The 24,949-nt window shown below is 67.4% G+C and carries 22 protein-coding genes; 6 read left to right on the forward strand and 16 right to left on the reverse strand.

The window, feature by feature from the left end:
• Window positions 1–122: transposase (locus HW466_RS18135; protein ID WP_166966332.1), on the forward strand; the 122-nt coding region annotated here is incomplete at its 5' end.
• A 141-nt stretch (window positions 123–263) separates the two neighbouring features.
• Here HW466_RS18135 and HW466_RS18140 read toward each other — a convergent pair.
• Window positions 264–956, reverse strand: coding sequence for a glutathione S-transferase (locus tag HW466_RS18140; RefSeq protein WP_239006057.1), 693 nt, complete (start codon window positions 954–956; stop codon window positions 264–266).
• Window positions 957–1,111: 155 nt separating this feature from the next.
• Between HW466_RS18140 and HW466_RS18145 the strand changes: the two genes are divergently transcribed.
• On the forward strand, window positions 1,112–1,687 hold the full coding sequence (locus tag HW466_RS18145; RefSeq protein ID WP_151005798.1) for a TetR/AcrR family transcriptional regulator: 576 nt from the start codon (window positions 1,112–1,114) through the stop codon (window positions 1,685–1,687).
• 174 nt (window positions 1,688–1,861) lie between these two features.
• Here HW466_RS18145 and HW466_RS18150 read toward each other — a convergent pair whose 3' ends face one another.
• From HW466_RS18150 to HW466_RS18160, 3 genes are all read right to left on the reverse strand, one after another.
• A complete protein-coding gene (locus HW466_RS18150) occupies window positions 1,862–2,536 on the reverse strand; it encodes a class I SAM-dependent methyltransferase (RefSeq protein WP_151005796.1) in 675 nt (224 codons plus the stop codon).
• Window positions 2,537–2,728: 192 nt separating this feature from the next.
• Window positions 2,729–3,151, reverse strand: a complete 423-nt coding sequence (locus HW466_RS18155) for a hypothetical protein (RefSeq protein WP_151005795.1) — start codon at window positions 3,149–3,151, stop codon at window positions 2,729–2,731.
• A 282-nt stretch (window positions 3,152–3,433) separates the two neighbouring features.
• Entirely contained in the window at window positions 3,434–3,715 is a 282-nt protein-coding gene (locus HW466_RS18160; RefSeq protein ID WP_151005793.1) for a hypothetical protein, read from the reverse strand.
• A 246-nt stretch (window positions 3,716–3,961) separates the two neighbouring features.
• On the opposite strand from HW466_RS18160, the gene HW466_RS18165 reads away from it, so the two are divergent.
• Entirely contained in the window at window positions 3,962–4,252 is a 291-nt protein-coding gene (locus HW466_RS18165; RefSeq protein ID WP_060271298.1) for a DUF4148 domain-containing protein, read from the forward strand.
• Between the two features lie 94 nt (window positions 4,253–4,346).
• Here HW466_RS18165 and HW466_RS18170 read toward each other — a convergent pair whose 3' ends face one another.
• From HW466_RS18170 to HW466_RS18220, 11 genes are all read right to left on the reverse strand, one after another.
• Complete coding sequence (locus tag HW466_RS18170; RefSeq protein ID WP_151005791.1) at window positions 4,347–5,774, reverse strand: heavy metal sensor histidine kinase; 1,428 nt, start codon at window positions 5,772–5,774, stop codon at window positions 4,347–4,349.
• Window positions 5,771–6,454 carry a heavy metal response regulator transcription factor IrlR gene (irlR, locus tag HW466_RS18175; RefSeq protein WP_059450488.1) on the reverse strand — a complete coding sequence of 228 codons (684 nt, stop codon included), beginning with the start codon at window positions 6,452–6,454 and terminating at the stop codon, window positions 5,771–5,773. The genes HW466_RS18170 and irlR overlap by 4 nt, the downstream gene beginning before the upstream one ends.
• Window positions 6,454–9,666: an efflux RND transporter permease subunit gene (locus HW466_RS18180; protein WP_174906054.1), complete on the reverse strand. Its 3,213-nt coding sequence runs from the start codon at window positions 9,664–9,666 to the stop codon at window positions 6,454–6,456. Before HW466_RS18180 ends, irlR begins: the two co-directional genes overlap by 1 nt.
• 56 nt (window positions 9,667–9,722) lie before the next feature.
• Window positions 9,723–11,168, reverse strand: a complete 1,446-nt coding sequence (locus tag HW466_RS18185) for an efflux RND transporter periplasmic adaptor subunit (protein WP_420908224.1) — start codon at window positions 11,166–11,168, stop codon at window positions 9,723–9,725.
• Window positions 11,169–11,218: 50 nt separating this feature from the next.
• Window positions 11,219–12,529 (reverse strand): TolC family protein, encoded by a 1,311-nt coding sequence (locus tag HW466_RS18190; RefSeq protein ID WP_174906052.1) that lies wholly within the window; start codon window positions 12,527–12,529, stop codon window positions 11,219–11,221.
• Between the two features lie 237 nt (window positions 12,530–12,766).
• The gene (locus HW466_RS18195; RefSeq protein ID WP_151006958.1) at window positions 12,767–13,975 is read right to left on the reverse strand and encodes a phosphotransferase enzyme family protein; all 1,209 of its coding nucleotides are present in this window, start codon (window positions 13,973–13,975) and stop codon (window positions 12,767–12,769) included.
• Window positions 13,976–14,011: 36 nt separating this feature from the next.
• Entirely contained in the window at window positions 14,012–14,623 is a 612-nt protein-coding gene (pnuC, locus tag HW466_RS18200; protein ID WP_059542836.1) for a nicotinamide riboside transporter PnuC, read from the reverse strand.
• A 59-nt stretch (window positions 14,624–14,682) separates the two neighbouring features.
• Window positions 14,683–16,911: a TonB-dependent siderophore receptor gene (locus HW466_RS18205; RefSeq protein WP_151006369.1), complete on the reverse strand. Its 2,229-nt coding sequence runs from the start codon at window positions 16,909–16,911 to the stop codon at window positions 14,683–14,685.
• 620 nt (window positions 16,912–17,531) lie between these two features.
• The gene (locus tag HW466_RS18210) at window positions 17,532–17,735 is read right to left on the reverse strand and encodes a DUF2970 domain-containing protein (protein WP_021164122.1); all 204 of its coding nucleotides are present in this window, start codon (window positions 17,733–17,735) and stop codon (window positions 17,532–17,534) included.
• Between the two features lie 125 nt (window positions 17,736–17,860).
• Window positions 17,861–19,930, reverse strand: a complete 2,070-nt coding sequence (locus HW466_RS18215; protein ID WP_174906051.1) for a pyridoxamine 5'-phosphate oxidase family protein — start codon at window positions 19,928–19,930, stop codon at window positions 17,861–17,863.
• A gap of 31 nt (window positions 19,931–19,961) precedes the next feature.
• Window positions 19,962–20,606 (reverse strand): glutathione S-transferase family protein, encoded by a 645-nt coding sequence (locus tag HW466_RS18220; protein ID WP_151006647.1) that lies wholly within the window; start codon window positions 20,604–20,606, stop codon window positions 19,962–19,964.
• A gap of 126 nt (window positions 20,607–20,732) precedes the next feature.
• Here HW466_RS18220 and HW466_RS18225 point away from each other — a divergent pair, with 126 nt between their 5' ends.
• Window positions 20,733–21,689: a LysR family transcriptional regulator gene (locus HW466_RS18225; protein WP_151006646.1), complete on the forward strand. Its 957-nt coding sequence runs from the start codon at window positions 20,733–20,735 to the stop codon at window positions 21,687–21,689.
• Window positions 21,690–21,738: 49 nt separating this feature from the next.
• Here the strand turns inward: HW466_RS18225 and HW466_RS18230 are convergent, their stop codons facing one another.
• Window positions 21,739–22,380, reverse strand: coding sequence for a TetR/AcrR family transcriptional regulator (locus tag HW466_RS18230; RefSeq protein ID WP_230960319.1), 642 nt, complete (start codon window positions 22,378–22,380; stop codon window positions 21,739–21,741).
• A 103-nt stretch (window positions 22,381–22,483) separates the two neighbouring features.
• Between HW466_RS18230 and HW466_RS18235 the strand changes: the two genes are divergently transcribed.
• On the forward strand, window positions 22,484–23,386 hold the full coding sequence (locus HW466_RS18235) for an SDR family NAD(P)-dependent oxidoreductase (protein ID WP_059770524.1): 903 nt from the start codon (window positions 22,484–22,486) through the stop codon (window positions 23,384–23,386).
• Entirely contained in the window at window positions 23,383–24,945 is a 1,563-nt protein-coding gene (locus HW466_RS18240; RefSeq protein ID WP_151006128.1) for a flavin-containing monooxygenase, read from the forward strand. Before HW466_RS18235 ends, HW466_RS18240 begins: the two co-directional genes overlap by 4 nt.
• The last annotated feature ends 4 nt before the right edge of the window (window positions 24,946–24,949 follow it).

Below are 24,949 nucleotides of genomic sequence, written 5' to 3' on the forward strand. Positions count from 1 at the left end.
CCAGCGTCGTCGAAGGCATCAACAACACCATTAAGGTCATCAAGCGTCGGGCCTACGGGTACCGCGACGAGGAATACTTCTTCCTCAAAATCCGCGCCGCGTTCCCCGGTAATCCTCGATGAACCTTTTTTTTCGTTCTTTGCGGGATTGTGTGGGGTGGCGGTTGCCGAGCCGCTCCGGGCACACGGGGCTTCTCCAGAATCACGGTCGCTCCCGAACCATAACGGCCACCCGACGAAAGTAGCCGTTCACCGACCTTGAATTCAATCGGACGTCCCGGTCAGCGCTGAAAACGCCGGCTGTCCTTTTACGCTGGCGCGCTCTTGCATCCTCGCGTACCACGCGTGAAGCGCCTCGCATTCCGCTGGCACCGGCAGGTTCACAATCGACGCAAAGATCAGACCGCCGATAACCGTGATGTCGGCCATCGAGAAAACTTCGCCAGCGACGAACGGCTGTCCTTTCAAAACGCCATCGAAGTAGTGCATACCCCGCAGGGCTTTGTCGCGTTGACGGAATCCCCACTCGGCGTTCTGATAGATTTCGACGTCCGGTCCCAGGCCCGGCGTACCGTGGTGGAAATAGACGCTGATGGCATCGAGCAACTCCAGTTCGGCGCGCTTGTTCATCATGTGGATCAAGCCTTTTTCGAGCGGTGTCCTGCCTGTCAGCGTAGGCGCGCCGTCAAGTGCGTCAAGGTACTCGGTAATGGCCGTGCACTCTGCAATGACGGTGCCGTCGCCAAGCTCGAGCACCGGCAGCGTGCCCGAGTAGTTCTTCTCTGCAATGAATTCGGGCTTTTTGTGTTCCCCTTTATAAAGATCGACCATCACGAACCGGGCGCGCGATTGCAGGTTCTTCTCGGCCAACGCGATACGGACGCGTGTCGGGTACGGCCCTGTCGGGAAGTCGTAAATCTTCATCAAAGGAAGTTTGCTCTCGTCGAAATTGATCATGTCGGAACTCACCGTTTCCCTCTCTGCAGGTCGGTTACATCGAAAAAGGGAGGTGCGACACTCATCGCCACCGCCCTACCTAACGTTTGTTAGGGTAAACGTAGGAGGTATAATGCCGGCTGTCAACATCCATTTTTGTCTCGAGGTCGGCAGCAGTGAAGAATGATGCGAGCTCAAACTCCCGGGAGCGAATCCTGGCGGCCGCCACAAGGATTGCGCAAGCACATGGCTACAGCGGATTGAATTTTCGTGATCTCGCTGAGGATGTCGGCATCAGAGCCGCAAGCATCTATCATCACTTCGCAAGCAAGGCCGATCTCGGTGCAGCCGTAGCCAGGCGGTATTGGGAGGATTCAGCGGCTGCTCTGGACACCTTGCTGGCCGAATCGCGGGATCCGATGCAGTGCCTGCGCCAATATCCCATTACCTTTCGCAAGGCGCTTGAAAGCGGTAATCGCATATGCCTTTGCAGCTTCATGGCCGCCGAAAGTGACGATCTGCCGGAAGCGGTGATGAAAGAGGTTCAGACGTTCGCTGATGTCAACGTTGCGTGGCTGAGTAAAGTGCTGCGCGCTGCGGTCGGGCTCGGTTCCGAGGAGAGCGGACGGCGGGCGCGCGCCATCTTCGCCGCCATCGCCGGCGCCCAGCTCATTGCCAGGAGCCGCTCGGATATCTCGTTGTATGACACATTGATAGAGAGCTATCGCGTGAGCGGTCTCTTGCCGGCTTAGCGGCGCATCGCCCGTTGCGAATTCCGTATTGATCGAAACCTGGACGCCGGTTTTTCGGGAGAAGCAAACCGACGAACGTCGGATCGCGCGACGTGCTGATTGTCCCTTCCTGGCCGAATTCCGGCAGCCACTGTCCTGCGACGTGCGGCCGGCAACACTCCCCAAAGCCTGCGTTCACCGCTCCTGATCGCGGTAACTCGTGTGGAAATTCCAGGCTTGCCGGCAGCCCTGCCCGCCATGCTTGGCGAAAGCCAGACGACTCCACGTCACGCCCATGCGCCGATTTCCTCGCTGACAAGATTCGGTCCGAATGCTCATCACGGTTCGCAGGCCATTGGCATTCGCGAGTTGCATCGTCTCCTCGGCCGAAACATCGAACATCCGCCGGCCTGCGGGAACGGGGCCATGGCGCAACGACATGACTAGAACCGCACCATCGCACAGAAGCGCGCTGACATTCGGCATCGCGCGGCGACGTTCGTGCTCGTCAAGGTGCATCCAGACAGCGGATAGCATGACAAAGTGAAATTCCTTTCGTTCGGAGCGCAGTTTCGCGAGATCCGGAAGGCTGTCGTCGAGCCACTCAATCCGGAGAGACGAATGCTGCCGCATTCCTTCGACTCGTAGCGCGTCTACCGGCTCGACGGCTACGACCGAATGCCCCTTCGTCGCCAATGCAGCAGCGTCGGTTCCGATACCGGCCCCGATGTCGAGGACGCTGGAGGGCGCCTGCGGAACGAGATGCATGATGGGCGCGTGATGCTCCGCGAACGAAATATCCTGCCATTGCTCGATGAGCGATGGCGCGTTCTCCGCGTAGCCTTCCGTGCCGCTGACACCAATGGACACGCAGCCCTCCTTGGCCCTGTGTTTCGGCAAATTTAGCCGATTGTCGTCGATTCAGTGCTAGCGTCCCGATCTTCGGAACGGACCGAACTCGAGCGTAGCGCATCGCCGTGTAGCTCATACGCTTCGAGCGCGCATTAGTGAAATGCGCCAACCGGCTGCCACGGATCGTCCGACATCTCGCCTGACGCGCATTCAACGCCGCTGCGTAATCGGACCCTCGGCGCCAACTGTCCCGACGGTGCCGACCTCGCCACCGACGGTGATCGGGCCACGTGCTTCCAGATCGCCGTGCACGATCAACGGGCCATGCACGGTAAGCGGGCCGTAAAACGTATTTTCTCCCGGGCGTCTGCGTATGGCACGATTGTCGGGAGGAATCCGTTCAATCGAGGCCGCGGTGATCGGCCCGCGGGCGGAGATATTGCCGGCCACCGTCAGCGAACCGTCGACAGTCACCGGCCCGAGAACGACGAGCGATCCGTCGACGCTGAGCGGCCCCGTGACGATTGGCTCGGCGTGTCCTGACGTGAAAAAGACAGAAGACGCCAGCAGAACCGAGGCCACCATGGCCCTCGCTGCCATGCTCGTTCCTCGCTCCAGCTCGAAGCGTTTCATATGCGTTCCTGATCGATGCAACCTGCGCGAACAACAGCGGCCTGCCGAAGCACGCCCGACCGATATTCTCCAGTCTAGTCATGGAGCTGACGAACTCAAGTGGCATCGATCGATGGCGCGACGGGCACGATTCGTGACTGAACGTCTACTGTGTAATGAGAAGCGACCGTCAAGCGTCTGCGCGCGCATGTCGGTGAATGACGGGTACCGGACGAGCAACGGCGTTTTTCCCACATTCCTCGGAAATCCGCAACGCATCCCGTTTCGCGTATGTACGACCAATCACCGTCTCGGAAACAGGCACGGATGCGTCTTCACGTAGAAATTCGGATTGCCGCAGCGATGCCCCGCATAGTCGATCGGCCCCTCGGGTATCGAACGGGTGGACTCCACATCGCGCGTCGTTTTCTGAACCGCCGATCCAATCGTTTCGGTCTCCCGATGAACGGAAGCACACGCGGCGAGCAACGGGGCGAACAACAAAGCAAGCAACGACAAGCGAATGGCGGAACGATCCACGATTTGGTCCGGAGAAAAAATCGAAACAAGGCCGCCCGCTTCCATACGAGCTCAGTGGACGGTGCGCATGCCGGCGACACGATCTGTCGCCGGCACGCGTCATGCTCCGCCTCCCGCTCATCGCACACATGACCCGAACATGACGATTGCGTCATGCGGCCGGCCCCGCACGTTGCACACACCGCCGCGCAATCTGACGCATTTTTCATTTCCCGATCACGGCCACGCTCGGCTGCGTTCGCATACTGGTTCCATGGATCGCCACCCGGCGGCCTCATCAAGGAGAGCTCCATGAAAACGGTAAAACTCGCTGCGCTGTTCGTCACCGCGACGCTGTCGATCGGCATCGCGACGCAATCCGCATTCGCGCAAACGCAGACACAGACGCAGGGCAAGACCCGCGCGGATGTCGTCAACGAACTGAAGCAGGCGCAGCACGACGGCACGGTGCCGACGAGCAAGACGCAATACCCGCCGACCAGCGAGATCGTCGCGCGCAACAAGGAGCTTCACGGGATTTCGGTGCATGCCGGCGAGAAGGCGCCGCAGGCCGACAATCACGACAACCTCGCGACCCGCTGATGCCGGTCACGCGCGGGCGCTGCCGCACAATCGCGTGCAGCGTGCCGCGCGCCGCCGTATTGCGGCGAACGCGCGGCCGTGCCGGCGTGCGATCTCACGCATGGGCTGCCGGCACCGCATTCGACGCGATCGCCGGACGCTGCGGAAAGCGCAGCCAGAATGTCGTGCGCCGGCCGGGATCGCTGTCGACACCGCATTCGCCGCCATGGTTGTCCATGATCGACCGCACGATGGCGAGGCCAAGGCCCGTCCCGGATGCCGAATTGTGTCGCGACGGATCGACACGATAGAAGCGCTCGAAAATCCGTGCGACATGCTGCGCATCGATGCCCGGGCCCGTATCCGATACGGCGATCGTCGTCGCCCCGGCCTGTTCCGAACAATCGATCGTCACGACGCTGCCGCGCGGCGCATACGCAAGCGCATTGGACAGCAGATTGCTCAGCGCGCGCTGGTACAACGTGAGATCCGCATCGACCCATGCGTAGCCGTCCACCTTCACCGTCACACCCGCATCCTCCGCAAGCGGCTCGTAGTAGCCGGCGACACGCAACGCTTCCTCGGCCGCATCGAGCCGGCGCACGTCGATCGACGTGCCGGCCTGCTCCGAGCGCGCGAGGAACAGCATGTCCTCGATCATCCTCGACAGCCGCTGATACTCGTCGATGCTCGACTCGATCACGCTCCGGTATTCGTCAGCGCTGCGCGGCTGCGACAGCACGACCTGCGCGGCCGCCTGCAGGTTCGTGAGCGGCGTGCGCATGTCGTGCGCGAGGTTCGACGAGAACTGGCTCAGGCGCGTGAACGATTCGTTCAGACGTGCAAGCATGCCGTTGAACGCATGCTCCAGCTCCTTCAGTTCGCCTGACGTATCGAGTTCCGGCAGCGGATGGGCCAGCCGGCTCGTCGACATCTGCTCGGCCCGCGCCGCGAAGCGCCGCAGCGGGCCGAGCCCGAGCGCGGCGATGCCGTATGCGATCGCGGCCGCCAGCACGACGCCGAACACCTCGATCACGACGATCGTATAAGCATGCGTGCGCAGCAGCAGCACGTCGGCGCTGCGGTCGTACTGCACCGCGACGCGCACGACGGGCGCGCCCGCGCCGGCGAGCGGCACGGTCGTCACCAGATACTGGTGCCGCATGCCGGGCGGCGCGACGAATACCGGCATACGACCCGCATCCGTCGACAGCAGCGGCGCGTACGTCCGGAACCCCGGTGTGCCGACGATGCGCGTGCCGGCCGCATCGTAGATCGCCAGGTCCATGTTCGGATGCCCGTGCAACTGGTCGAGCCAGATATCGGCGTTGCGTGCGACCTCGGCCGTCGAATGCGCTTCCGCCAGATGCGTGCCCAGCGCCGCGGAAATACCGGCCATCTGCTCGGCGGCCGTCGTCTCGATGCGATTGCTCAACGCTTCGTACAGCGCAACCCCGCTCGATGCGAGGATCACCGACGTCGACAGAATGATCAGCGCGGTCAGGCGTCCGCGCAGCGTGCGCGGCAGCAGGCGCGCGATCATGTCGCCGCGCCGTCGCGCACTTCGAGCACGTAGCCCATCCCGCGCACGGTGTGGATCAGCTTCGGTTCGTACGCGTCGTCGATCTTCGAGCGCAGCCGCCGGATCGCGGAATCGACGACGTTCGTATCGCTGTTGAAATTCATGTCCCATACCTGTGACGCGATCGTCGCGCGCGGCAGGATCTCGCCTTCGCGACGCATCAACAGCCACAGCAACGCGAATTCCTTCGCGGTCAGCAGGATCGTGTCGCGCTGCCGCGTCGCCTTGCGGCGCGTCAGGTCGAGCTCGAGATCGGCCACGCGCAGCGTGTTCGAATCGCGCGGCTGGCCGCGCCGCAGGATCGACTTGATGCGCGCGGTGAGCTCGACGAAGTCGAACGGCTTGGCCAGGTAATCGTCGGCGCCGAGTTCGAGGCCTTTCACGCGATCGCCGACGTCGTCGCGCGCGGTGAGGAACAGCACGGGCGTCGACTTGCTGCGGCGCAGGTTCTGCAACAGCGTCCAGCCGTCCTGCCCCGGCAGCATCACGTCGAGCACGAGCAGGTCGTACTCCTCGGTCTCGGCCTGGTGCTGGCCCGTGATGCCGTCCTCCACCCAGTCGACGACATAGCCGGCTTCAGTCAGGCCCTTGCGCAGATAGGCGCCGGTTTTCGGTTCATCCTCGACAATCAGAATTCGCATCACGTATTACCCTTGAAGAAACCCAGCCGGCGCAGCACGTCCGCGCCGAAGCCGCCGCGCAATACCGCACGCCACGACACCGCATGGCTCATGCGGTACAGCACCGGCAGCACCAGCAGCGTCAGCGCCGTGGACGACAGGATACCGCCGATCACGACGGTCGCAAGTGGACGCTGCACCTCGGCGCCGGTGCCGGTCGCGAACGCCATCGGCAGAAAGCCCAGCGATGCGACGAGCGCGGTCATCAGCACGGGGCGCAACCGCGTGAGCGCGCCTTCGCGCACGGCCGCGTCGAGCGGCATCCCCTCGTCACGCAGGTTGCGGATGAACGAGATCATCACGAGACCGTTGAGCACCGCGACGCCGGACAGCGCGATGAAGCCGACCGCCGCGGTGATCGACAGCGGAATCCCGCGCAGCCACAGCGACACCACGCCGCCGCTCAGCGCGAACGGAATGCCGGTGAACACCAGCAGCCCGTCCTTCACGTTGTTGAACATCACGAACAGCAACACGAACACCATGAACAGCGCGAGCGGCACCACCAGCTTCAGCCGCTCGCTTGCACTCTGCAACTGCTCGAACTGGCCGCCCCACGACACCCAGTAGCCGGCCGGCACGCGCACGTCCTGCTGCAACTGCTCGCGCGCGTCGGCGACGAACGAGCCGACGTCGCGGCTGCGCACGTTCGCACTGACGACGACGCGCCGCTTGCCGTCCTCGCGGCTGATCTGGTTCGGGCCCGGCGCGACGTCGATCGTCGCGAGTTCCGCGAGCGGCACGTACGGCGCCTGCGCGAGCGGCGCGCTGGCGCCGGCGGCCGGCGCGGGCAGCGCGATCGGCAGCCGCTTGATCGCCTCGATGTCGGAGCGCAACTCGTCGGGCAGCCGCACGACGATGTCGAAGCGGCGATCGCCCTGGAACAATGTCCCCGCCTTCCGCCCGCCTACGGCGGCGGCCACCGAATCCTGCAGGTCGGCGACCGTCACGCCGTAGCGGGCGAGCTTGTCGCGGTCGAGGTTGACGGTCAGCACGGGCAGCCCGGTCGTCTGCTCGACCTTCACTTCGGATGCACCCGGCACCTTCTGCAGCGCGGCGGCGATCTGCTCGCCGGTCTGGTTCAGCACGGCCATGTCGTCGCCGAAGATCTTCACCGCGACGTCGCTGCGCACGCCCGAGATCAGCTCGTTGAAGCGCAGCTGGATCGGCTGCGAGAACTCGTACGCGTTGCCGGGCAGCTCCGCGAGCGACGCCTCGATCTCGCGCACGAGCTGGTCGCGCGGTTTGCTCGGGTCGGGCCACTGGTCGGTCGGCTTGAGCATGATGTAGCCGTCCGACAGGTTCGGCGGCATCGGGTCGGCCGCGATCTCGGCCGTGCCGGTGCGCGCGAACACGCGCTCGATTTCCGGGAAGCGCGCCTTCAGCGTCTTCTCGATGGACTTCTGCATCTCGACGGACTGCGACAAACTCGTGCCGGGAATCCGCAGCGCGGCGACCGCGAGATCGCCCTCGTTCAGGCTCGGGATGAATTCGCTGCCGAGCCGCGTCGCGAGCCCGAGCGTGACCAGCACGATCGCGCCCGCGCCGAGCATCACGCGCGCGGGGCGCGTCATGAACGCGGCGAGCACCGGTTCGTACGCGCGCCGCGCCCACCCCATCAGCCGGTTTTCCTTTTCCTCGACGCGCGCGCCGATGAACAATGCGACCGCTGCCGGGATGAACGTGACGGTCAGCGCCATCGCGGCCGCGAGCGCCATCACCACGGTCACGGCCATCGGATGGAACATCTTCCCTTCGACGCCGGTGAGCGCGAAGATCGGCAGGTACACGACCATGATGATCAGTTGCCCGAAGATCAGCGCGCGGCGCGCCTCCTGCGATGCGCCGAATACTTCCGCGAAGCGTTCGTCGCGCGTCAGCGGCCGGCCGGCGGCGGCCTGCGCATGCGCGAGCCGCCGCACGCAGTTCTCGACGATCACGACGGCACCGTCGACGATGATCCCGAAGTCGAGCGCGCCGAGGCTCATCAAATTCGCGCTGACTTTCGCATTGACCATCCCGGTGAAGGTCATCAGCATCGACAGCGGGATCACGAGCGCGGTGATCAGCGCCGCGCGGATGTTGCCGAGGAACAGGAACAGCACGGCGATCACGAGGATCGCGCCCTCCAGCAGGTTCTTCTTCACCGTCGCGACGGCCTTCTCGACGAGCACGGTGCGGTCGTAGACGGGAATCGCCGTCACGCCGGCCGGCAGCGTGCGGTTCACGTCCGCCATCTTCGCGGCGACGGCCTTCGCGACCGAGCGGCTGTTCTCGCCCATCAGCATGAATACCGTGCCGAGCACGACCTCCTCGCCGTTCGACGTCGCCGCGCCGGTGCGCAGCTCGCGGCCGATGTCGACCTGGCCCACCTCCTTCATCCGCACGGGCACGCCGCCGACGTTGGTCAGCACGATGTTCGCGATGTCGTCGACGGTGCGCGCCTGGCCCGGCACGCGCACCAGGTACTGCTCGCCGCGCTTCTCGATGTAGCCGGCGCCGACGTTGTCGTTGTTGCGTTCGAGCGCGCGCACGACGTCGGCGAGCGTCAGCCCGTACGACATCAGCTTCGCCGGGTTCGGCGCGACGCGGTATTCCTTCACATAGCCGCCAATTGAATTCACCTCGGTCACGCCGCGCACGTTCCTCAGTTGCGGCCGGACGACCCAGTCCTGCAGCTCGCGCAGGTCGGCCGCCGTGTAGCGCGTGCCGTCGGGCTTGCGTGCGGCCGCGTCGGCCTCGACGGTCCACAGGTAGATCTCGCCCAGGCCGGTCGACGTTGGCCCCATCGCGGGCGCAATGCCGACCGGCAGCTTGTCCTTCGCTTCCTGGATGCGCTCGTTGACGAGCTGGCGGGCAAAGTAGATGTCCGTGCCGTCCTTGAAGATCACGGTGACCTGCGACAGACCGTAGCGCGAAATCGAACGCGTCTGCTCGAGGCCCGGCAGGCCGGCCATCGCGGTCTCGACCGGATACGTGATGCGCTGCTCGGCCTCCAGCGGCGAGTAGCCGGGCGCGGCCGTATTGATCTGCACCTGCACGTTGGTGATGTCGGGCACCGCGTCGATCGGCAGCTTCTGGTAGCTGAACACGCCCAGCGCGGCCACGGCGGCGATCGCCAGCATCACGAGCCAGCGGTGCGCGATCGCAAAGCGAATCAGGCGCTCAAACATGGCGGAATTCCTCGAAGCGCGGAACGGCTACCGCATTGGCCCTCGGTACGTGACGTTCATTCATGTTCCGCGCTCCCTTTGCCGAGCTCGGCCTTCAGCACGAAGCTGTTCGAGGCCACATATTCCTGGCCCGGCCTGAGCCCCTTCAGCACTTCCGTCGCGCGCTCGTCGCGCCGCCCCGTCTCGACGGCCTGGGCGACGAAGCCCTTCGGCGTGCGCACGAACACCGACGGAGCACCGTCGACGTCCTGCAGCGCATCGCTCGCGACCGCGAGCGGCACGGCCTGCTTGCCCGCGTCGACCGACACGTTCACGAACATCCCCGGCCGCCACACGCCATCCGGATTCGGCAATACGACACGCGCGGGCGCGGTGCGCGTCTGTTCGCCGAGCAACGCGCCCACGTACGCGATCGGGCCGCTCGAGCGCGACTCGAACGCGGTCGCGCTGACGGTCGCGTCGCGGCCCACACGCACGTCGTTCAGCCGCTGCGCGGGCACCGCCATCTCGGCCCACACCGTCGACAGGTCGGAGATCACGAACATGCTCGCATCGGCTGCGATCGCTTCGCCAGGCGTTGCATGTTTTTCGACGATCGTGCCCGCGAACGGCGCGCGCAGCTCGTAGCGGTTCAGCGCGCCCGCGCCGGCCGGCGCGTTCAGCGCGGCCAGTTTCTGCCGCGCGTTCTGCACGGCGATCTCGGCCTCGCGCAATTGCACCTGTGCCTGCTGGTAGTCCTGCTCCGCCGAGATGCGCTCCTGCCACAGCGTGCGTTCGCGTTCATAGGTCGCGCGCGCACCGGCCAACCGGCGCTCGGCGGTCAGCAGTTCGCTGCGACGGTCCGCGAGATCGGTGCTCGCGATCACGGCCAGCACCTGCCCCTTCGCGACGTTCTGCCCAAGCGACACCGACACCTGTTCGACAATGCCGGCCACGCGCGGCACGACGTGGGCGGTGCGATCCTCGTTGAACTTGATCTCGCCCGGCAGCTGGAACGGCGTGGCGATCTGCGCGGGGCCGGCCTTCGCGAGCGCGATCCTCGACGTCTGGAGCTGCGCGTTGGTCAGCGCGATCGCGCCGTCCGCGCGGGCGAACGGGAAGGACGCGGCCGCGTTGCCCGCCTTGACGTCGATCGTCGCGTCGAACACGTGCGGCTTCGCGATCGGCTGCGCCGACACGAACTTCCGGCCGTCCGCGTCGAAACGCATTGGTTCGTGCGAGCGGTCGTACCGCACCAGCGTGCCCGACACGGCAACGCCCTTGTCGAGCGGCTTGCCGTCGACGAACGGATAGACGACGAGCCGCGCGTCGCCGGGCTTTTCCGTCATCACGATCTCGATGGACAGTCTGCCGCGCGTGAGCACGACGCCGCCGTGCGAGCCGGTGCCCGCGCCGTCGGCCGCTTGCGCGGCGTCGGTGCCCGCGGGTTCGGATGCACCGCCGCGTGTGACGGCGAGCGCGCCGAGCACGAGCCCGACGCCGCCGAGCACGGCCGCCGCCATGATGAAGATTCTGCTGCGTGACATGATGATCCTTCTGGTGAAAGGCGCGGCTATTGCGCGGCGGCAGTCAGCGGCGCGCCGACGAGCCGGCCGATGTCGGCGCGCGCCGCGTGTGCGTCGGCAAGCGCGCGCACGTATTGCGATTGCCCCTGGAACAGCGTGCGCTGCGCGTCGAGCACGTCGAGGAAGCTGAACTTGCCGAGCTCGTAGCCGCGCGACATCGCATCGAGCGCGAGCCGCGCGCCGGGCAGGATGTCGGTCTTCAACCGCCGCGCTTCCTGCGCGGCCGCATCGAAGTTCGCATACGCCTGCGCCAGTTCGAGCCGCAGCCGCATGCGCGCGCGGTCGAGATCGGCGCTCGCACGCTCGGCCTTGTGCGTCGCTTCGAGCAACGCGCCGCGGTTCGTGTCGAACAGCGGAATCGGAATGGATACGCCGACCACGGCCTGGTTGTCGGGCACGCCGCCGGTCGTCACCCGCTTCACGCCCGCGCTCACCGTCACGTCCGGAATGCGCCGCGCACGTTCGAGCGACACCGACGCATTCGCGCGCAGCATCTCCGCTCGCGCGACGCGGGCGAGCGGCGCATCGTCGAGCCGCGCGGTGAGCGCGGACAACGGTTCGACCGCCGGCACCGTTTCCAGATCGCCGAGGGCGACGCGCCGGTCGCCGCGCGCCTCGCCCATCACCGCATTCAGCTTCTCGCGCGCGACGTCGACCCGGCCACGCGCGGTCGTCACCTCGATCAGCACGCCTGCCGCCGCGACCTGCGCCTTGGTCGCCTCGACCGGCGACACCTTGCCGGCCTGTGCGCGGCGGCCCGCGAGTTCGGCCGAGCGCGCCGCGATGGCGGCCGATTCTTCGGTAACCTGAAGTTGGCGCTGCGCGGCGAGCAATCCGTAGAACGCCGCGATCACATCGGCGCGCACGGCGGCACCCTGCTCGTCGAGCGACGCATTCGCGGCCTCGCGGCCGTACGACGCGACGTCGACCCGTGCACGGCGCTTGCCGCCGAGCTCGATGGTCTGGTTGATCAGTGCGGTCGACGTGCGCTCCGCGCGGCTGAAGCCTTCCTGCAGCAACGACACTTCCGGATTGGGCCGCACGCCAGCCTGCATCAGCGCGCCGGCCGACGCATCGACGTCCGCGCGCGCGCCGCGCAACGCCGGGTTGTTGCGGGCCGCGGCCGCTAGCGCGTCGGACAGCGTCAGCGATGAGAAAGAAGATGCGTCGGAAGGCAGCGCGGCGCCGGCGGCCGTCGGCGGCGAGGCCGGCACCGGCGCCGCAACCTCCAGCGGCTGCGCATGGACCGCCGCGGCCGTCGCGAAGACGACCGCCGCGGCGAGGGTGAGCTTGAGCATGTTCGGTTCTGCGATAACGGTTCGCACCGATGCTACGGAGCGCGCGCAGTGCGAACATGAGCCGAAAATGACAATTCCGTCATGTTGGACGTGACGCAGTGCGGACGTGCGTCGTCCTGCGGGAGCAGCGTCCCGCGTCGAAGATCACGCAGTTCGGATGAACGTGCGGCGCGGTCGCCGCACCGAGGCAATGGAGGAAAAGGAAGCCCTGGCCGCCGACACGGCCGGCACGCGGCTTTACACGCTGCCCCGCTTCGCGCGCCGGCGTTGCACCAGCCAGTCGAGCAGTTGTCGTCCGTCGCGCTCGCCGAACCAGCGCGCGTGCCCGAGCAGGTAGCCGTCGTACGCGATGTCGACGATCGCCGGGGCGTCGATGACGCACCCGAAATACGCGACCTCCGACAACGCGAACTCCGTATGCGCGATCGGCAGCATCGCGACCAGCGCCGCATACGCATCGTCGCTCAACGGCTCCAGCGATTCGTAGCCGTCGAGCAGCGCATCGATGTGCGCATACTCGATGCGGCGCGCATTGGCGGGCGCCATCCAGTCGATCGTATTGCGCTCGATCGCGAGCGCGACGTCCATCACCGCGCACGTGCGATCCGACAAGCCGAAATCGAGCACGGTGCGCACCTCTGCGCCGGGGCCGGCATCGGTCCACAGCAGGTTCGACGCGTGCCAGTCGCCGTGCGTCCACAAAGGCGGCAGCGCGGGCAACAGCGGCACGAGGCGTGCGTGATACGGGCCGATCGCAGCCGCGACGTCGCCACGCCAGTCGCGCGTACCCAGCGCGCGCGTGAGCAGCGGCTGCGCGTCGACCCACCGTTCGAGCGCACCGGCGAGATCGGTGGACGACAGCACACGGAAACTCGACAACAGCGTGCGCACGGGCCGCGCCGGCGCATCGTAGCCGGCCGACGCGCGATGCAGTTCGGCCAGCGCGCGGCCTGCCGCATACGCGTGCGAAGGATGCTTGAACGGCTGCCACGACATCACGCCGCGATACGCGTCGACGCCGGGCGCGACCGCGTGCACTTCGTAAGTCCAGTCGCCGGATGCGAACGCAGTCGCACCGTCGCGACCGGCGAGCACGTCGGCGACCGCAACACCGCGCTCGCGCAGATGCGCGATGAAGCGATGCTCTTCCTCGAGTCCGGCGACATCGCGCAAGCTCACGTGATGACGCTTGACGAACAGTGCGCGCTCGTCCGTCGTGCGCACCAGCACGGCCGCCGAGAACGGCCGCGGGCTGTGCCACGTGAGCCGCGCCGGCGCGCCGACGCCATCGATCCGCGCGAGCACGCCCGCCACTTCGGCGTGCGTCATCAGCGGCCAGTCGCGCTCGGCCTGCTCGCCGTCGACGCCGAACTGCGGCGGTGCGACGTCTCGCGCGTCGGCGGCGTCACACGATGCAGGCGCGTTCGGCTCGAGAGGAAATGTCATGAACGACGCAGCTCCGTGGTTGAATCGGCCCGTGAATCAGTTCGCCGGGCTCGCCGTCGCGCGCAGCGCGTCGGCCGTCCGGCTCCAGTCGCGCCAGCCGACGACGGCGAGTGCGATGAACAGCGCATAGAGGCCGGCCGTCAGATACAGCGCCTTGAACACGAACATCCCGACATATACGACGTTCACGACGATCCACAATCCCCACGACGCGATGTAGCGCCGCGCGGTCCAGTATTGCGCGACGAGGCTGAACGCCGTCAGCGACGCATCGACGAACGGCAGCGCCGCATCGGTCCAGCGCGCCATCATCCCGCCGAGCAGCGCGCTGCCGACGACGGCCGCGATCAGGTCGGGCAGCATCTGCCGCGGCCGCACGCCGGTAACGGGCGCGACGTCGCCTGCCGGCGCCGCGCCGCCGCTCGCTTCCAGCGTGCGCTGCGCGATCCAGCGGCGCCAGCCGTACACCTGCAGCACCGCGAACGCGCCCTGCAGCAGCATGTCGGAATACAGCTTCGCGTCGAAGAAGATCCAGCCGTACAGCGCGACCGACGCGAGCCCGACCGGCCAGCACAGCATGCGCCGCTTCGCGGTCAGCCAGATCGCGAGTGCGCTGACGATCACGCCGGCGATTTCGAGTGGGGACATCGTCTGTGCTCTCCTGGTGGACTGTCGGGGCCGCGCATCACGCGGCCGGATGCGGACGATCAGAAATCATAGGTCAACGATACGCGCGCCGTGCGCGGCGCGCCCGGGAACAGATAGGCATCGCCCTGCTGCTCGCCTGCGTCGCGCCAGTAGAACTTGTTGAACAGGTTGTCCACCGACACGCGCAACACCGTGCGATGGCCGCCGATCTTCGTCGTGTAGCGCGCGCCGAGATTGAACACGAACCACGACGGCACGCGCGCGGTGCCTTCCTCGTTCGCGTTGCGCGCGGCGCTGTACTCGACGCCGCCGAGCACGTTCAGGCCGGCGACGCCCGGCACCGCGTAGTCCGCATACAACGACGCGCGCAGCGCCGGCACGTTGATGATCTGGTGCCCTTCGTACGCAGGCGAACCCGAATCGTACGCGCGCGCGCGGATCGCCGCGACGCTGGCCGTCAGCCCGAGCCGCTCGGTCACCCGCCCGGCCGCACCGAGCTCGATCCCCTGGTGACGCTGCGTGCCGCGCTGCACGAACGTGTAGCTCGTGCCCGACGCATCGGGATCGGCGAACTGGAACGGCTTGCTGATCGAGAACACGGCGGCCGTGAGGCTCAACCGGTCGAGCCAGTCGTATTTCGCGCCGAGCTCGAACTGGTGCGATTCGACCGGCGGCAGGAACGCATACGCGTTGGTCGCGCGCACCGGCGCCTGGTCGCCGAGCGACAGCGCCTTGCTGTACGACGCATACAGCGACAGCACGTTCACCGGCTTGTAGACGAGCGCGACCTGCGGCAGGAACACCGAGCGGTCGGTGTGCGTCGCGTCGCCGTCGACGCTGGTCCAGCTGCGCTGGCGCAGCAGCACTTCCTTGCCGCCCGCGAGCACCTGCCAGCGCTCGCCGATGCTGATGCGGTCGAGCCCGAACACGCCGTACTGCCACGAATCGAGCTGCGGATACGACGGTCCGGCGGTGTTCGGCGACGGCGCGAATGCGACGTCCGGTCCGTAGATGTTCTCGCTGCCCACGTAGTCGTACACGGCGTTCGCCATGTGCACGACGCGGCGCTGCACATTCACGCCAAGTGTCAGCTCATGGCGCAGCGGGCCGGTCGTGAACTTGCCCGTCGTCACCGCGCGCAGGTCGTCGTTGCGGCGATATTCGCCGGGGCTGCGGAAGTCGTACACATCGTAGTCGCCGTTCGCGCCGAAGAAGAACGGCGACGTCGTGCCGGCCGCGCAGCTCGCCGCGTAATAGCAGCCATACGCGAACGCGCTGTTGTCGTCGATCATCGTGCGGCTGCGGCCCGCGGCGATGTAAGCCTTCCAGTCGTCGTTGAACTGGTAGTCGAAGCGTGCGTTCAGGTTCAGCGCGTCGGTCGTCACCGGCTTCGCCCACGGCTGCGTGCCGAGCGCCTTCGACGTCGTGTTGACGGACGGCACGACGGTGCCGCCGAGCAGTTGATAGCCGGGCGCGGAACGCTGGATCCACTGCTGGAATTCCGCGTTGAACTGCAGGCTCGCGCGCGGGCTGATGTCCCAGTCGGCGGCGATCGAGCCGAACGTTCTCCGCCCGTTGGTGCCGTCGATGTACGAGTGCATGTTCTCCTTCGCGGCATTGATCCGGAAGCCGAACTGATTGTCGGGACCGAAGCGGCGACCCAGATCGACGGCCGCCGACGTCGACCCGCGGCTGTCGACGCCGGTCGTCACGCTCGCGACGTTCGCCGAGCGCTTCGTCACGAAGTTGATCACGCCGCCCGGCGCAACCACGCCGCTGTCGATGCCGGCCAGGCCCTTCAGGATCTCGACGCGCTCCTTGTTCTCGAGCGGCACGTTCTGCTCGCCGGACACCGTCAGTCCGTCGATCCGGATCGCGCTCGCGAGATCGACCGGAAAGCCGCGAATCGCGAAGCCTTCGAAATAGCCGACCGGCGCATAGTCGTTGACGACCGACGCATCGTTGCGCACCACGTCGCTCAAGCGTTTGGCCTGCTGGTCGTCGATCTGCTCGCGCGTGACGACGTTGACGGAAGCCGGCGTGTCGCGCAGCGGCGCATCGTCGAGCCCTGCGACCGACGCCTCCCGCACCCGAAACGTGCTGCCGCGCTCGGCGCTGACCGTGATCGCCGGCAGTATGGCAGTGCCGGCCGCATCGGCGTCGGATGCCGGCGTATCGCCCGGTGCCGCCGCGGCCTGCGCCGCGAAAAGCGTGATGCCGACACCGACGCCAAGCCCGACCTTCGCGCGCCGCCGTGCGCGCGCCGCTGTTGTTTTGTTCACCGTCATTGTTCTGGATGAAAACTCGCCACTCGACCCTGTCGAGACACTCGAAACTCGTTATGCAGCCGCGAAGCGCGACCCGGCGCAAGAACCCGCGACCGTTCCTGCGGAAGCGGCGCGCAACCGTCGACACGATATTCATCAGACGAATCGGGCGATCGGGCCGCATGCGGGCCGATCGATCGGGAAAGCGCAGGATGGGACATCGGATGACGGTGGCGCGCCCGGCACCGGCGCCGCCATCGATCCGTGGATCGCGAGCGTGTCGGGCGGCCGGCGCCTTGCGTGTTCCGGTCATGCGCGGGCGCTTCATGCGCCCCGGTGCGGGCGCCGGGCATCCGCGTGCGCCATTCGTCGGAACGGCGGCGTGCCCGTCGCGCACGACATCGCGGCGCGGCGCGCATTTTACCCCGGGCGGGACCGACCGCCGCGGAATCGGGCAAGTCGGGGATGTGGAGTGGAAGGCGGGATTGGAAACCGCGTGATTCACGCGGCACGGCGACGGTGCCGATGTGCGCGAGGCGGGCATCGTGCGCGGCCACCTCGGCGGCCGGCACGGTCACGTGCGGCTCACGTGGCCGAAAGCCGGAGCGAGAACGTTCGCCCGCTCGCGATTCTGCAGTCGATCAAAACCCCTGCATCGTCGCGGTCGGATCGACGACCAGATGCACGACGCCGTAGATGACCGCGCCGACGAGCAGCGCGAGCACGATCGCCACGAACGGCAGCAACGTGTAGTTGACGTTCGCAAGATCGGCGGCGTGCGCCTTGCTGTTGCGTACGCCGAAGAAACTCCACAGGACCAGCTTGATCATGCCGAGCAGTTTCATGATTGCGCTCCTTTCATCGAATCGGTTGACGCTATCGTCGATCCGACCGGCATCCAAAAGAAGTAGCAGTTGCACGCGCTTTTCGCGCAGCAGGCCGTCTGCGGCGGCATGTCGCATGGTGGCGTTCAACGATCGAGCACGAGCGGCACCGCGGCCCCTTCGGCAGGCCGCGCGACGCACAGCAGCGCACAGCCGGGTTCGACCGGCGCATCGGGCGCCTGCACGTACTCGACCGCACCGGACAACACGCGCGTCGCACACGTGCCGCACGACCCCGCCCGGCACTCGGACGGCACGGCCACGCGCTGACCTTCGGCGAATTCGAGCAACGTGCCGTCGGCGGGCGTCCATTCGGTGTCGCGCGCCGAGCGGCGGAACACGACGGGGATGCTTGCCGCCGGTGCGCGCGCCGCGCGGCTCGCGTGGCGCGCGATGCTCGACGGCCCGAACGCCTCGAAGCGGATGCGCTCGTCCGGTACGTTCAGCGCACGCAATCCGTCGTACAAGTCGCGCATGAACGCGGACGGCCCGCACAGGTAGAAATCGTAGTCGTCGAACGGGAGGATGCGCTTCAGTTCCGCGATGTCGATGCGCCCCGGCCGCGCCGCGCCATCGCGCTGCGGCCGGCTGTCGAACCAGTGCAGCGACACGCGCGCGTCGGCATCGGCGATGCGCGTCAGTTCCGCGGCAAACGGCCGGTCGGCCGCGTCGCGCGCGCCGTGCACGAACACGAGGCGACGCGTTGCGTCGCCGTCCGCGAGCGCACGGCGCAGCATCGCGATCATCGGCGTGATGCCGATACCGGCCGACACCAGCACGGCCGGTCGCGGGCTCGCGACGTCGAACGTGAAGCGGCCGCGCGGCATCTGCGCGTCGAGCGTCGTGCCGACGCGCGCATGATCGTGCAGCCACGCCGACATGCGTCCCTCGCGCTTCACGGTGATCCGGTAACGCGGTGCGCCAGGTGCATCGGACAGCGTGTAGCTGCGGATCGTCGGCGCCTGTTCGCCCGGCAGCGCGACGCGCAGTGTCAGGTGCTGCCCGGCTTCGTACGCCGGCAACGCGTCGCCATCCACCGGTTCGAAATGAAACGAGCGGATCGCGCGCGCTTCGTCGACGATCTGCGCGATGCGAAGCGGGCGCCAGCCCGAGCGCGAGGACGAAGCGGACGTGGATGCAGGCGCAGGTGCGGATGTGGACGCCGATGCGGCCTGCACACCCGCTCCCGCCATCGCCGCGAATTGCGGTGCCCGCTCGACCGCCGACCACTTGAACGGCAGCACGCCGCGCATGCGCCGCACTTCGCGCACATGAAACCGCACGACCCGCTGCGCGCCGTCGAACGACGCGACGAGCGGCCCGTCCCACACGATCTCCGCGCGCGCGGCGACATACAGCAGATCGCCGCTGTCGAAATCGACGAACAGCAGCCCCGCGCGCGGATCGTGCTGCAGATTGCCGAGCGTATTGAAGAAGCGATTGCCGCTGAAATCCGGCGTCGTCAGCGTGTGCGCATCGTCGACGCGCACGAAGCCCGGCATGCCGCCGCGATGCGACACGTCCGCGCCGCGCGCGGCGCCCGCGTCGGCCGACGTGTTCGCACTCGCGACGAAGAACGTATCGGCCTGCTCGAGCAACGCGACATCCTCATCGCTCAGCCGGTCCGACACGTCGGGTGCACCGGACGCCCCGGCTTCACGCGCGACGAACACGGGTTTGCGGCCCTGGATGTACTTCGCACAATTGCCGAAGCTCTGCTCGACCGCGATCGTCAGCCCGCCGCCGTCGGCCGCGCGCACGACGCCGTTCACGCGATTGCGCCGGCGCGTATCGAATTCGATCCCGAGCCCGCCGAGCGGCGCGCCCGGCTGCCACGCGCCGGCCAGCGGATCACCGGGCAACGCTTCGCCGTCGATGCGCAGCGTGCGCGCGTCCGGCGTCGTCACGAAGCCGGGCGTGCCGACCCGCAGCGTCGCCCATGGCTGGCCGTGCGCGTCCACGCCGCCGAGCACGAAAAACGGCAACTGCGCGAAGAATGCGCGATGCTGGTCCGGCATGAAGCGGCGAATCCCGCGCCGGCCGGCGGCGCCCGCGGCCTCCGTCACGCCCGCGCGCTGTTGCACGGCGAGCTCGCCCGCATGAAACGGCGCAACGTCGAGTTCCCAACCCGGTACGACGGCGGTGGGCGCGGTCATCGCATTCTCCCGGTAAAGGCGTGGCGTCGCGTCAGGCGGCAAGCAGGCCCGCGCGCGTCGGCGGCATCGCGATGAAGCCCGGCAGCGCCTCGACGCGCGCGAGCCACGCGCGCACGTGCGGATACGGTTCCAGCGACACGCCGCCTTCCGGCGCGTGAGCGATGTACGTATAGGCGGCGACGTCGGCGATCGTCGGTTGCTCTCCTGCGGCGAACGCCTTGCCGGCGAGTTCCTGGTCGATCGCGGCCAGAATCTTCGCGGCCGTGCGCTTGGCGGCGTCGTGATCGAGCGGTGCGCCGAACACGGTGACGAGCCGCGCGGCCGCCGGCCCCGATGCGATCGGCCCGGCCGCATACGACAGCCAGCGCTGCACGGTTGCCGCGCCGACGGCATCGTCGGGCAGCCAGTGCGCGTCGCCGTAGCGCTTCGCGAGATAAACGAGGATCGCGTTCGAATCGGCGAGCACGGTGCCGTCGTCGTCGATCACCGGCACCTGCCCGAGCGGATTGAGCGCGAGAAACGCCGGTTCGCGCTGCGCGCCGCCTGCGAGATCGACATCGACCGTGTCGAACGGCAGCCCCAGCAACGACAGGAACAGCCGGACACGATGCGCATGCCCGGACAGCGGGAACGAATAGACGCGAACCGGACGGGCGGGCTTGCTGGCGACGGACATGGAAACGCTCCTGGATCTCGCGCCGCCGGGAATCGGCGACGAACGGCTCAAGCGTAGCGCTCGCCGTCGACGCCCAGAAGATGGATAATCGCTGAAACATTATCCGCTTCCATAGGACAATCGCCGATGGCCGATCTTCGCGACGTGAACCTGAACCGGCTGGCGATCTTCGTCGCGGTGGTCGATGCCGGCTCGCTGACGGCCGCGGCCGAGCGGCTCGGCCTCGCGAAGACGGTCGTCAGCACGCACATGCAGCGGCTCGAATCCGAGGTCGGCGCGAACCTGCTGGTCCGCACCACGCGGCGATTGAGCGTCACCGATGCGGGACGCGCGTTCTACGATGCGTGCCGCGACATCGTGCGGGCGACCGAACGCGCGCTCGACGCGGTGTCCTCCGACGCGGGGCCGCTGCGCGGCACGCTGCGCGTGAGCGTGCCGATCGACTACGGCGCACTCGTCGTCGCACCGGCCGTCGTCGCGCTGCGCGACGCACACCCAGGGCTCGACGTCGAACTCATCGCGAACGATCGCGTCGTCGATCTCGTCGCGGACAATCTCGACGTCGCGATCCGAATCGGCCGCCTCGCGGATTCGAACTATCGCGCGGTACAGCTCGGCGAGTACGAGAAATGGCTGGTCGCGAGCCCGGCATTCGTCGCGCGGTACGGGCTGCCGCGTGCCCCGGACGCGCTCGCCGCGCTGCCGTTCGTGATGCTGTCGACGCTGTCGCGCCCGCACACGCTCGAACTTCACGACATGCGCGGCGGCCACGCGTCGGTGCGCTGCGTCGCGCCGGTCGTGTCGAACACAGCGACGGCGTGCCGGGCGATCGTGCTGGCCGGCGGCGCATTCGGACTGCTGACGGATTTCTCGATCGCGGACGACATCGCGGCCGGGCGGCTCGTGCGGCTGCTGCCCGCGTGGCGCTCGGCGCCGGCCGGGATCCATGCGGTGTATCCGTCGACGCGGCTGCCGTCGCCGAAGGTGCGGGCATTCATCGATGCGATGAAGGCGACGCTTGGACAAACGCGGCCCGCGACGCCGGCACGTTCGAAACGCTCGAGGGGCCAAAACGCCGGATGACGCTGCGACGCAACCGGATCTGGATCGCGCGAGTCCGTTCGTCGCCGCCTCACCCGGCTTCCCGCAACGTCCCCAGCAACACCTTCCTGCAACTCGCGACCATCTGCGCCTCCGGGTCGCGATACCCGGTGAGCAGCCACGCCGCGCCGACGTTCGTCATCGCGCCGACCAGCGCGAGCCCGACGAGCCGCTGCTCGGTGCGCTCGGCGGGCGTCACCGCCTCGCGCGTGGAGCCGATCGCCATGATCAGCTTGCCGAAGTCGATCAGCATCCGCTGATACGTCATGTCGGTATCCGCGCTGACGCCCATCACCTCGAGCAGCAGCACGCGCGCCGCGCACGGATCGCGCAGGAATCCGAAGAATGCGGCGAGCCCCGCGTCGACGCGCGCGCTCAAATCGCCGCCGCGCTCGGCCACCGCCCGCGCGACCGCGTCGTGCAACTGCTGCGCATGATGCAGGTAGGTGCAGCGCAGCAGATCCTCGGTGCTGTCGAACGCCGCATAGAAATAGCGATCGTTGAGCTTCGCTTCCTGGCAGATCGACCGCACGGTCGCCTTGCGGAACCCGACCGTGCCGAACACGCGCGTCGCCGCGCGGATCAGCGCATCGCGCCGCTCGGCGGCCCGCACCTCGGGCGCCACGCCGCCGTACGCGCGGCCCCGTTTTTCCGTTTCGAGTGCTTTCTCCATTTCGCTATTTGACATCAGGACACCCGAAAACTAAAGTGGTGACGAATAACACCACAATATGCGCGCCGCCGACGCAGCGCAAGCGGAACGGGAGGAACGACGAATGAAGGGTTTTTCCGGCAAGGTCGCCGCGATCACGGGCGCCGGTTCGGGCATGGGCCGCAGCCTTGCGCTCGAGCTTGCGCGGCGCGGCTGCGAGGTTGCGCTCGCCGACGTCAACGATGTCGGGCTCGCCGGCACGGCGGCCGCGTGCGCAAAGCACGGCGTGCGCACGAGCACGCGGCGGCTCGACGTCGCCGACCGCGATGCGGTGTTCGCGTGGGCCGATTTCGTGCGCGCCGAACACGGCAAGGTCAATCTGATCTTCAATAACGCCGGCGTGTCGCTGGCGGCGAGCGCCGAGACCGCGCGCATCGCCGATCTCGAATGGATCGTCGGCATCAACTTCTGGGGCGTCGTGCACGGCACGCAAGCGTTCCTGCCGCATCTGCGCGCGTCTGGCGACGGGCATGTGATCAACACGTCGAGCCTGTTCGGGCTCGTCGCGATGCCGACGCAAAGCGCGTACAACGCGACCAAGTTCGCGGTGCGCGGTTTCACCGAGGCGCTGCGGATGGAGCTCGAACTCGACGGCGCGCCCGTGAGCGCGACCTGCGTGCATCCGGGCGGCGTCGCGACCGGCATCGTCGACGCGAGCCGCGTCGACACCAGCATCCGCGCGCTCACGGGCCAGGACGAAGCGACCCATCGCCGCCAGGCGAACCGCCTGATCAACGCGACGACGGCCGACGACGCCGCGCGGCAGATCCTCGCCGGCGTCGAGCGCAACGCGCGCCGCGTGCTGGTGGGCGCCGATGCCCGCCGTCTCGACAAGCTCGCGCGCCTGCTCGGCGCCGGCTACCAGCGGCTGGTGCTGCGCCACGTGCGGCGCGCCCGCGCACGCAATCTCGAGCGCGCACATGCACCGGCCGCGCTCCCGACCACACCGACCAAGGATCACGCATGAGCTCGACGACGACCGACCGGCGCGACGCGCCGACCGCCTGCGGCGACGGCCGCGACCTCGACGTGCTGATCGTCGGCGCCGGCCTGTCCGGCATCGGCGCCGCCTATCACCTGAAAAAACGCTGCCCGTATGCGAGCGTCGCGATCGTCGAGGCACGCGACGCGCTCGGCGGCACGTGGGACCTGTTCCGCTATCCGGGCGTTCGTTCGGACTCCGACATGTTCACGCTCGGCTACAGCTTCCGCCCGTGGCACAGCGACAAAGCGATCTCGGACGGCCAGACGATCCTCGACTACATCCGCGAGACCGCGCGCGTGTACGGCATCGACAAGACGATCCGCTACGGCCAGAAGGTGGTCGCGGCCGACTGGGAATCGAACCGCGCGCGCTGGACGGTGCGCATCGAGCGCACGCGGGACGGCGCGGTCGACACGCTGGTCTACACGTGCCGCTTCCTGTACATGTGCAGCGGCTATTACGACTATGACGGCGGCTACCTGCCCGACTGGGCCGGTATGGAATCGTTCGAAGGCCGAATCGTCCATCCTCAGCAATGGCCGAAAGACCTGTCGTACGCGAACCGGCGCGTCGTCGTGATCGGCAGCGGCGCGACGGCCGTCACGCTGGTGCCGTCGATGGCGGCCGATGCGAAACACGTGACGATGCTGCAGCGCTCGCCCACCTACATCGTGTCGCTGCCCGCGCGCGACAAGATCGCGAACGCGTTGCGCCGCGTGCTGCCGTCTCGCGTTGCGCACCGGCTCGTGCGCATGAAGAACGTCCTGCTGACGATGTACCTGTACAACGTGTCGCGCCGCAAGCCCGAGCGGACGAAACGGTTCATCATCCGCGCGGCCGCCAGGCAGCTCGGCCCCGGCTTCGACGTCGCGAAGCATCTGACGCCGCGCTACATGCCGTGGGACCAGCGCGTGTGCCTCGTGCCGAACGGCGACCTGTTCAAGTCGATCCGTGCGGGCCGCGCATCGATCGTCACCGACGAGATCGAGCGCTTCACGCCGACCGGCCTGAAGCTGAAGAGCGGCCGGCAACTCGACGCGGACGTGATCGTCACCGCGACCGGGCTGAAGGTGAAGATGCTCGGCGGCGCGCGCGTCACGGTCGACGGCCGCGCGGTCGATCTGCCGAAGACCGTGTCCTACAAGGGAATGATGTACAGCGACGTGCCGAATCTCGCGTCGTCGTTCGGTTACACGAACGCATCGTGGACGCTGAAGGCCGAGCTGATCGCGCGCTACGTGTGCCGGCTGCTCAACCACATGCGCGCGAACGGCTACGACACCTGCGTGCCGCGGCTCGGTGCCGGCGATCTCGGCGACGTGCCCGCGGTGAACCTGAGCTCGGGCTACATCCAGCGCGCGGCCGGCATCCTGCCGAAGCAGGGGCATCGCAAGCCGTGGAAATTCCACCAGAACTACGTGCTCGATCTCGCGTCGCTGAAGTTCAGCGGGCTCGCCGATTCCGCGATGCAATTCGAACGCCGCGCGAAAGCCGGCCCGGCCGCCGCGCCGGTTGCCGAACCCGTACTCGAAACCCGTTGAGGCC

Origin of the sequence: Burkholderia territorii, from assembly GCF_902833055.1 — a bacterium.
GTDB classification, from domain to species: Bacteria; Pseudomonadota; Gammaproteobacteria; order Burkholderiales; family Burkholderiaceae; genus Burkholderia; species Burkholderia territorii.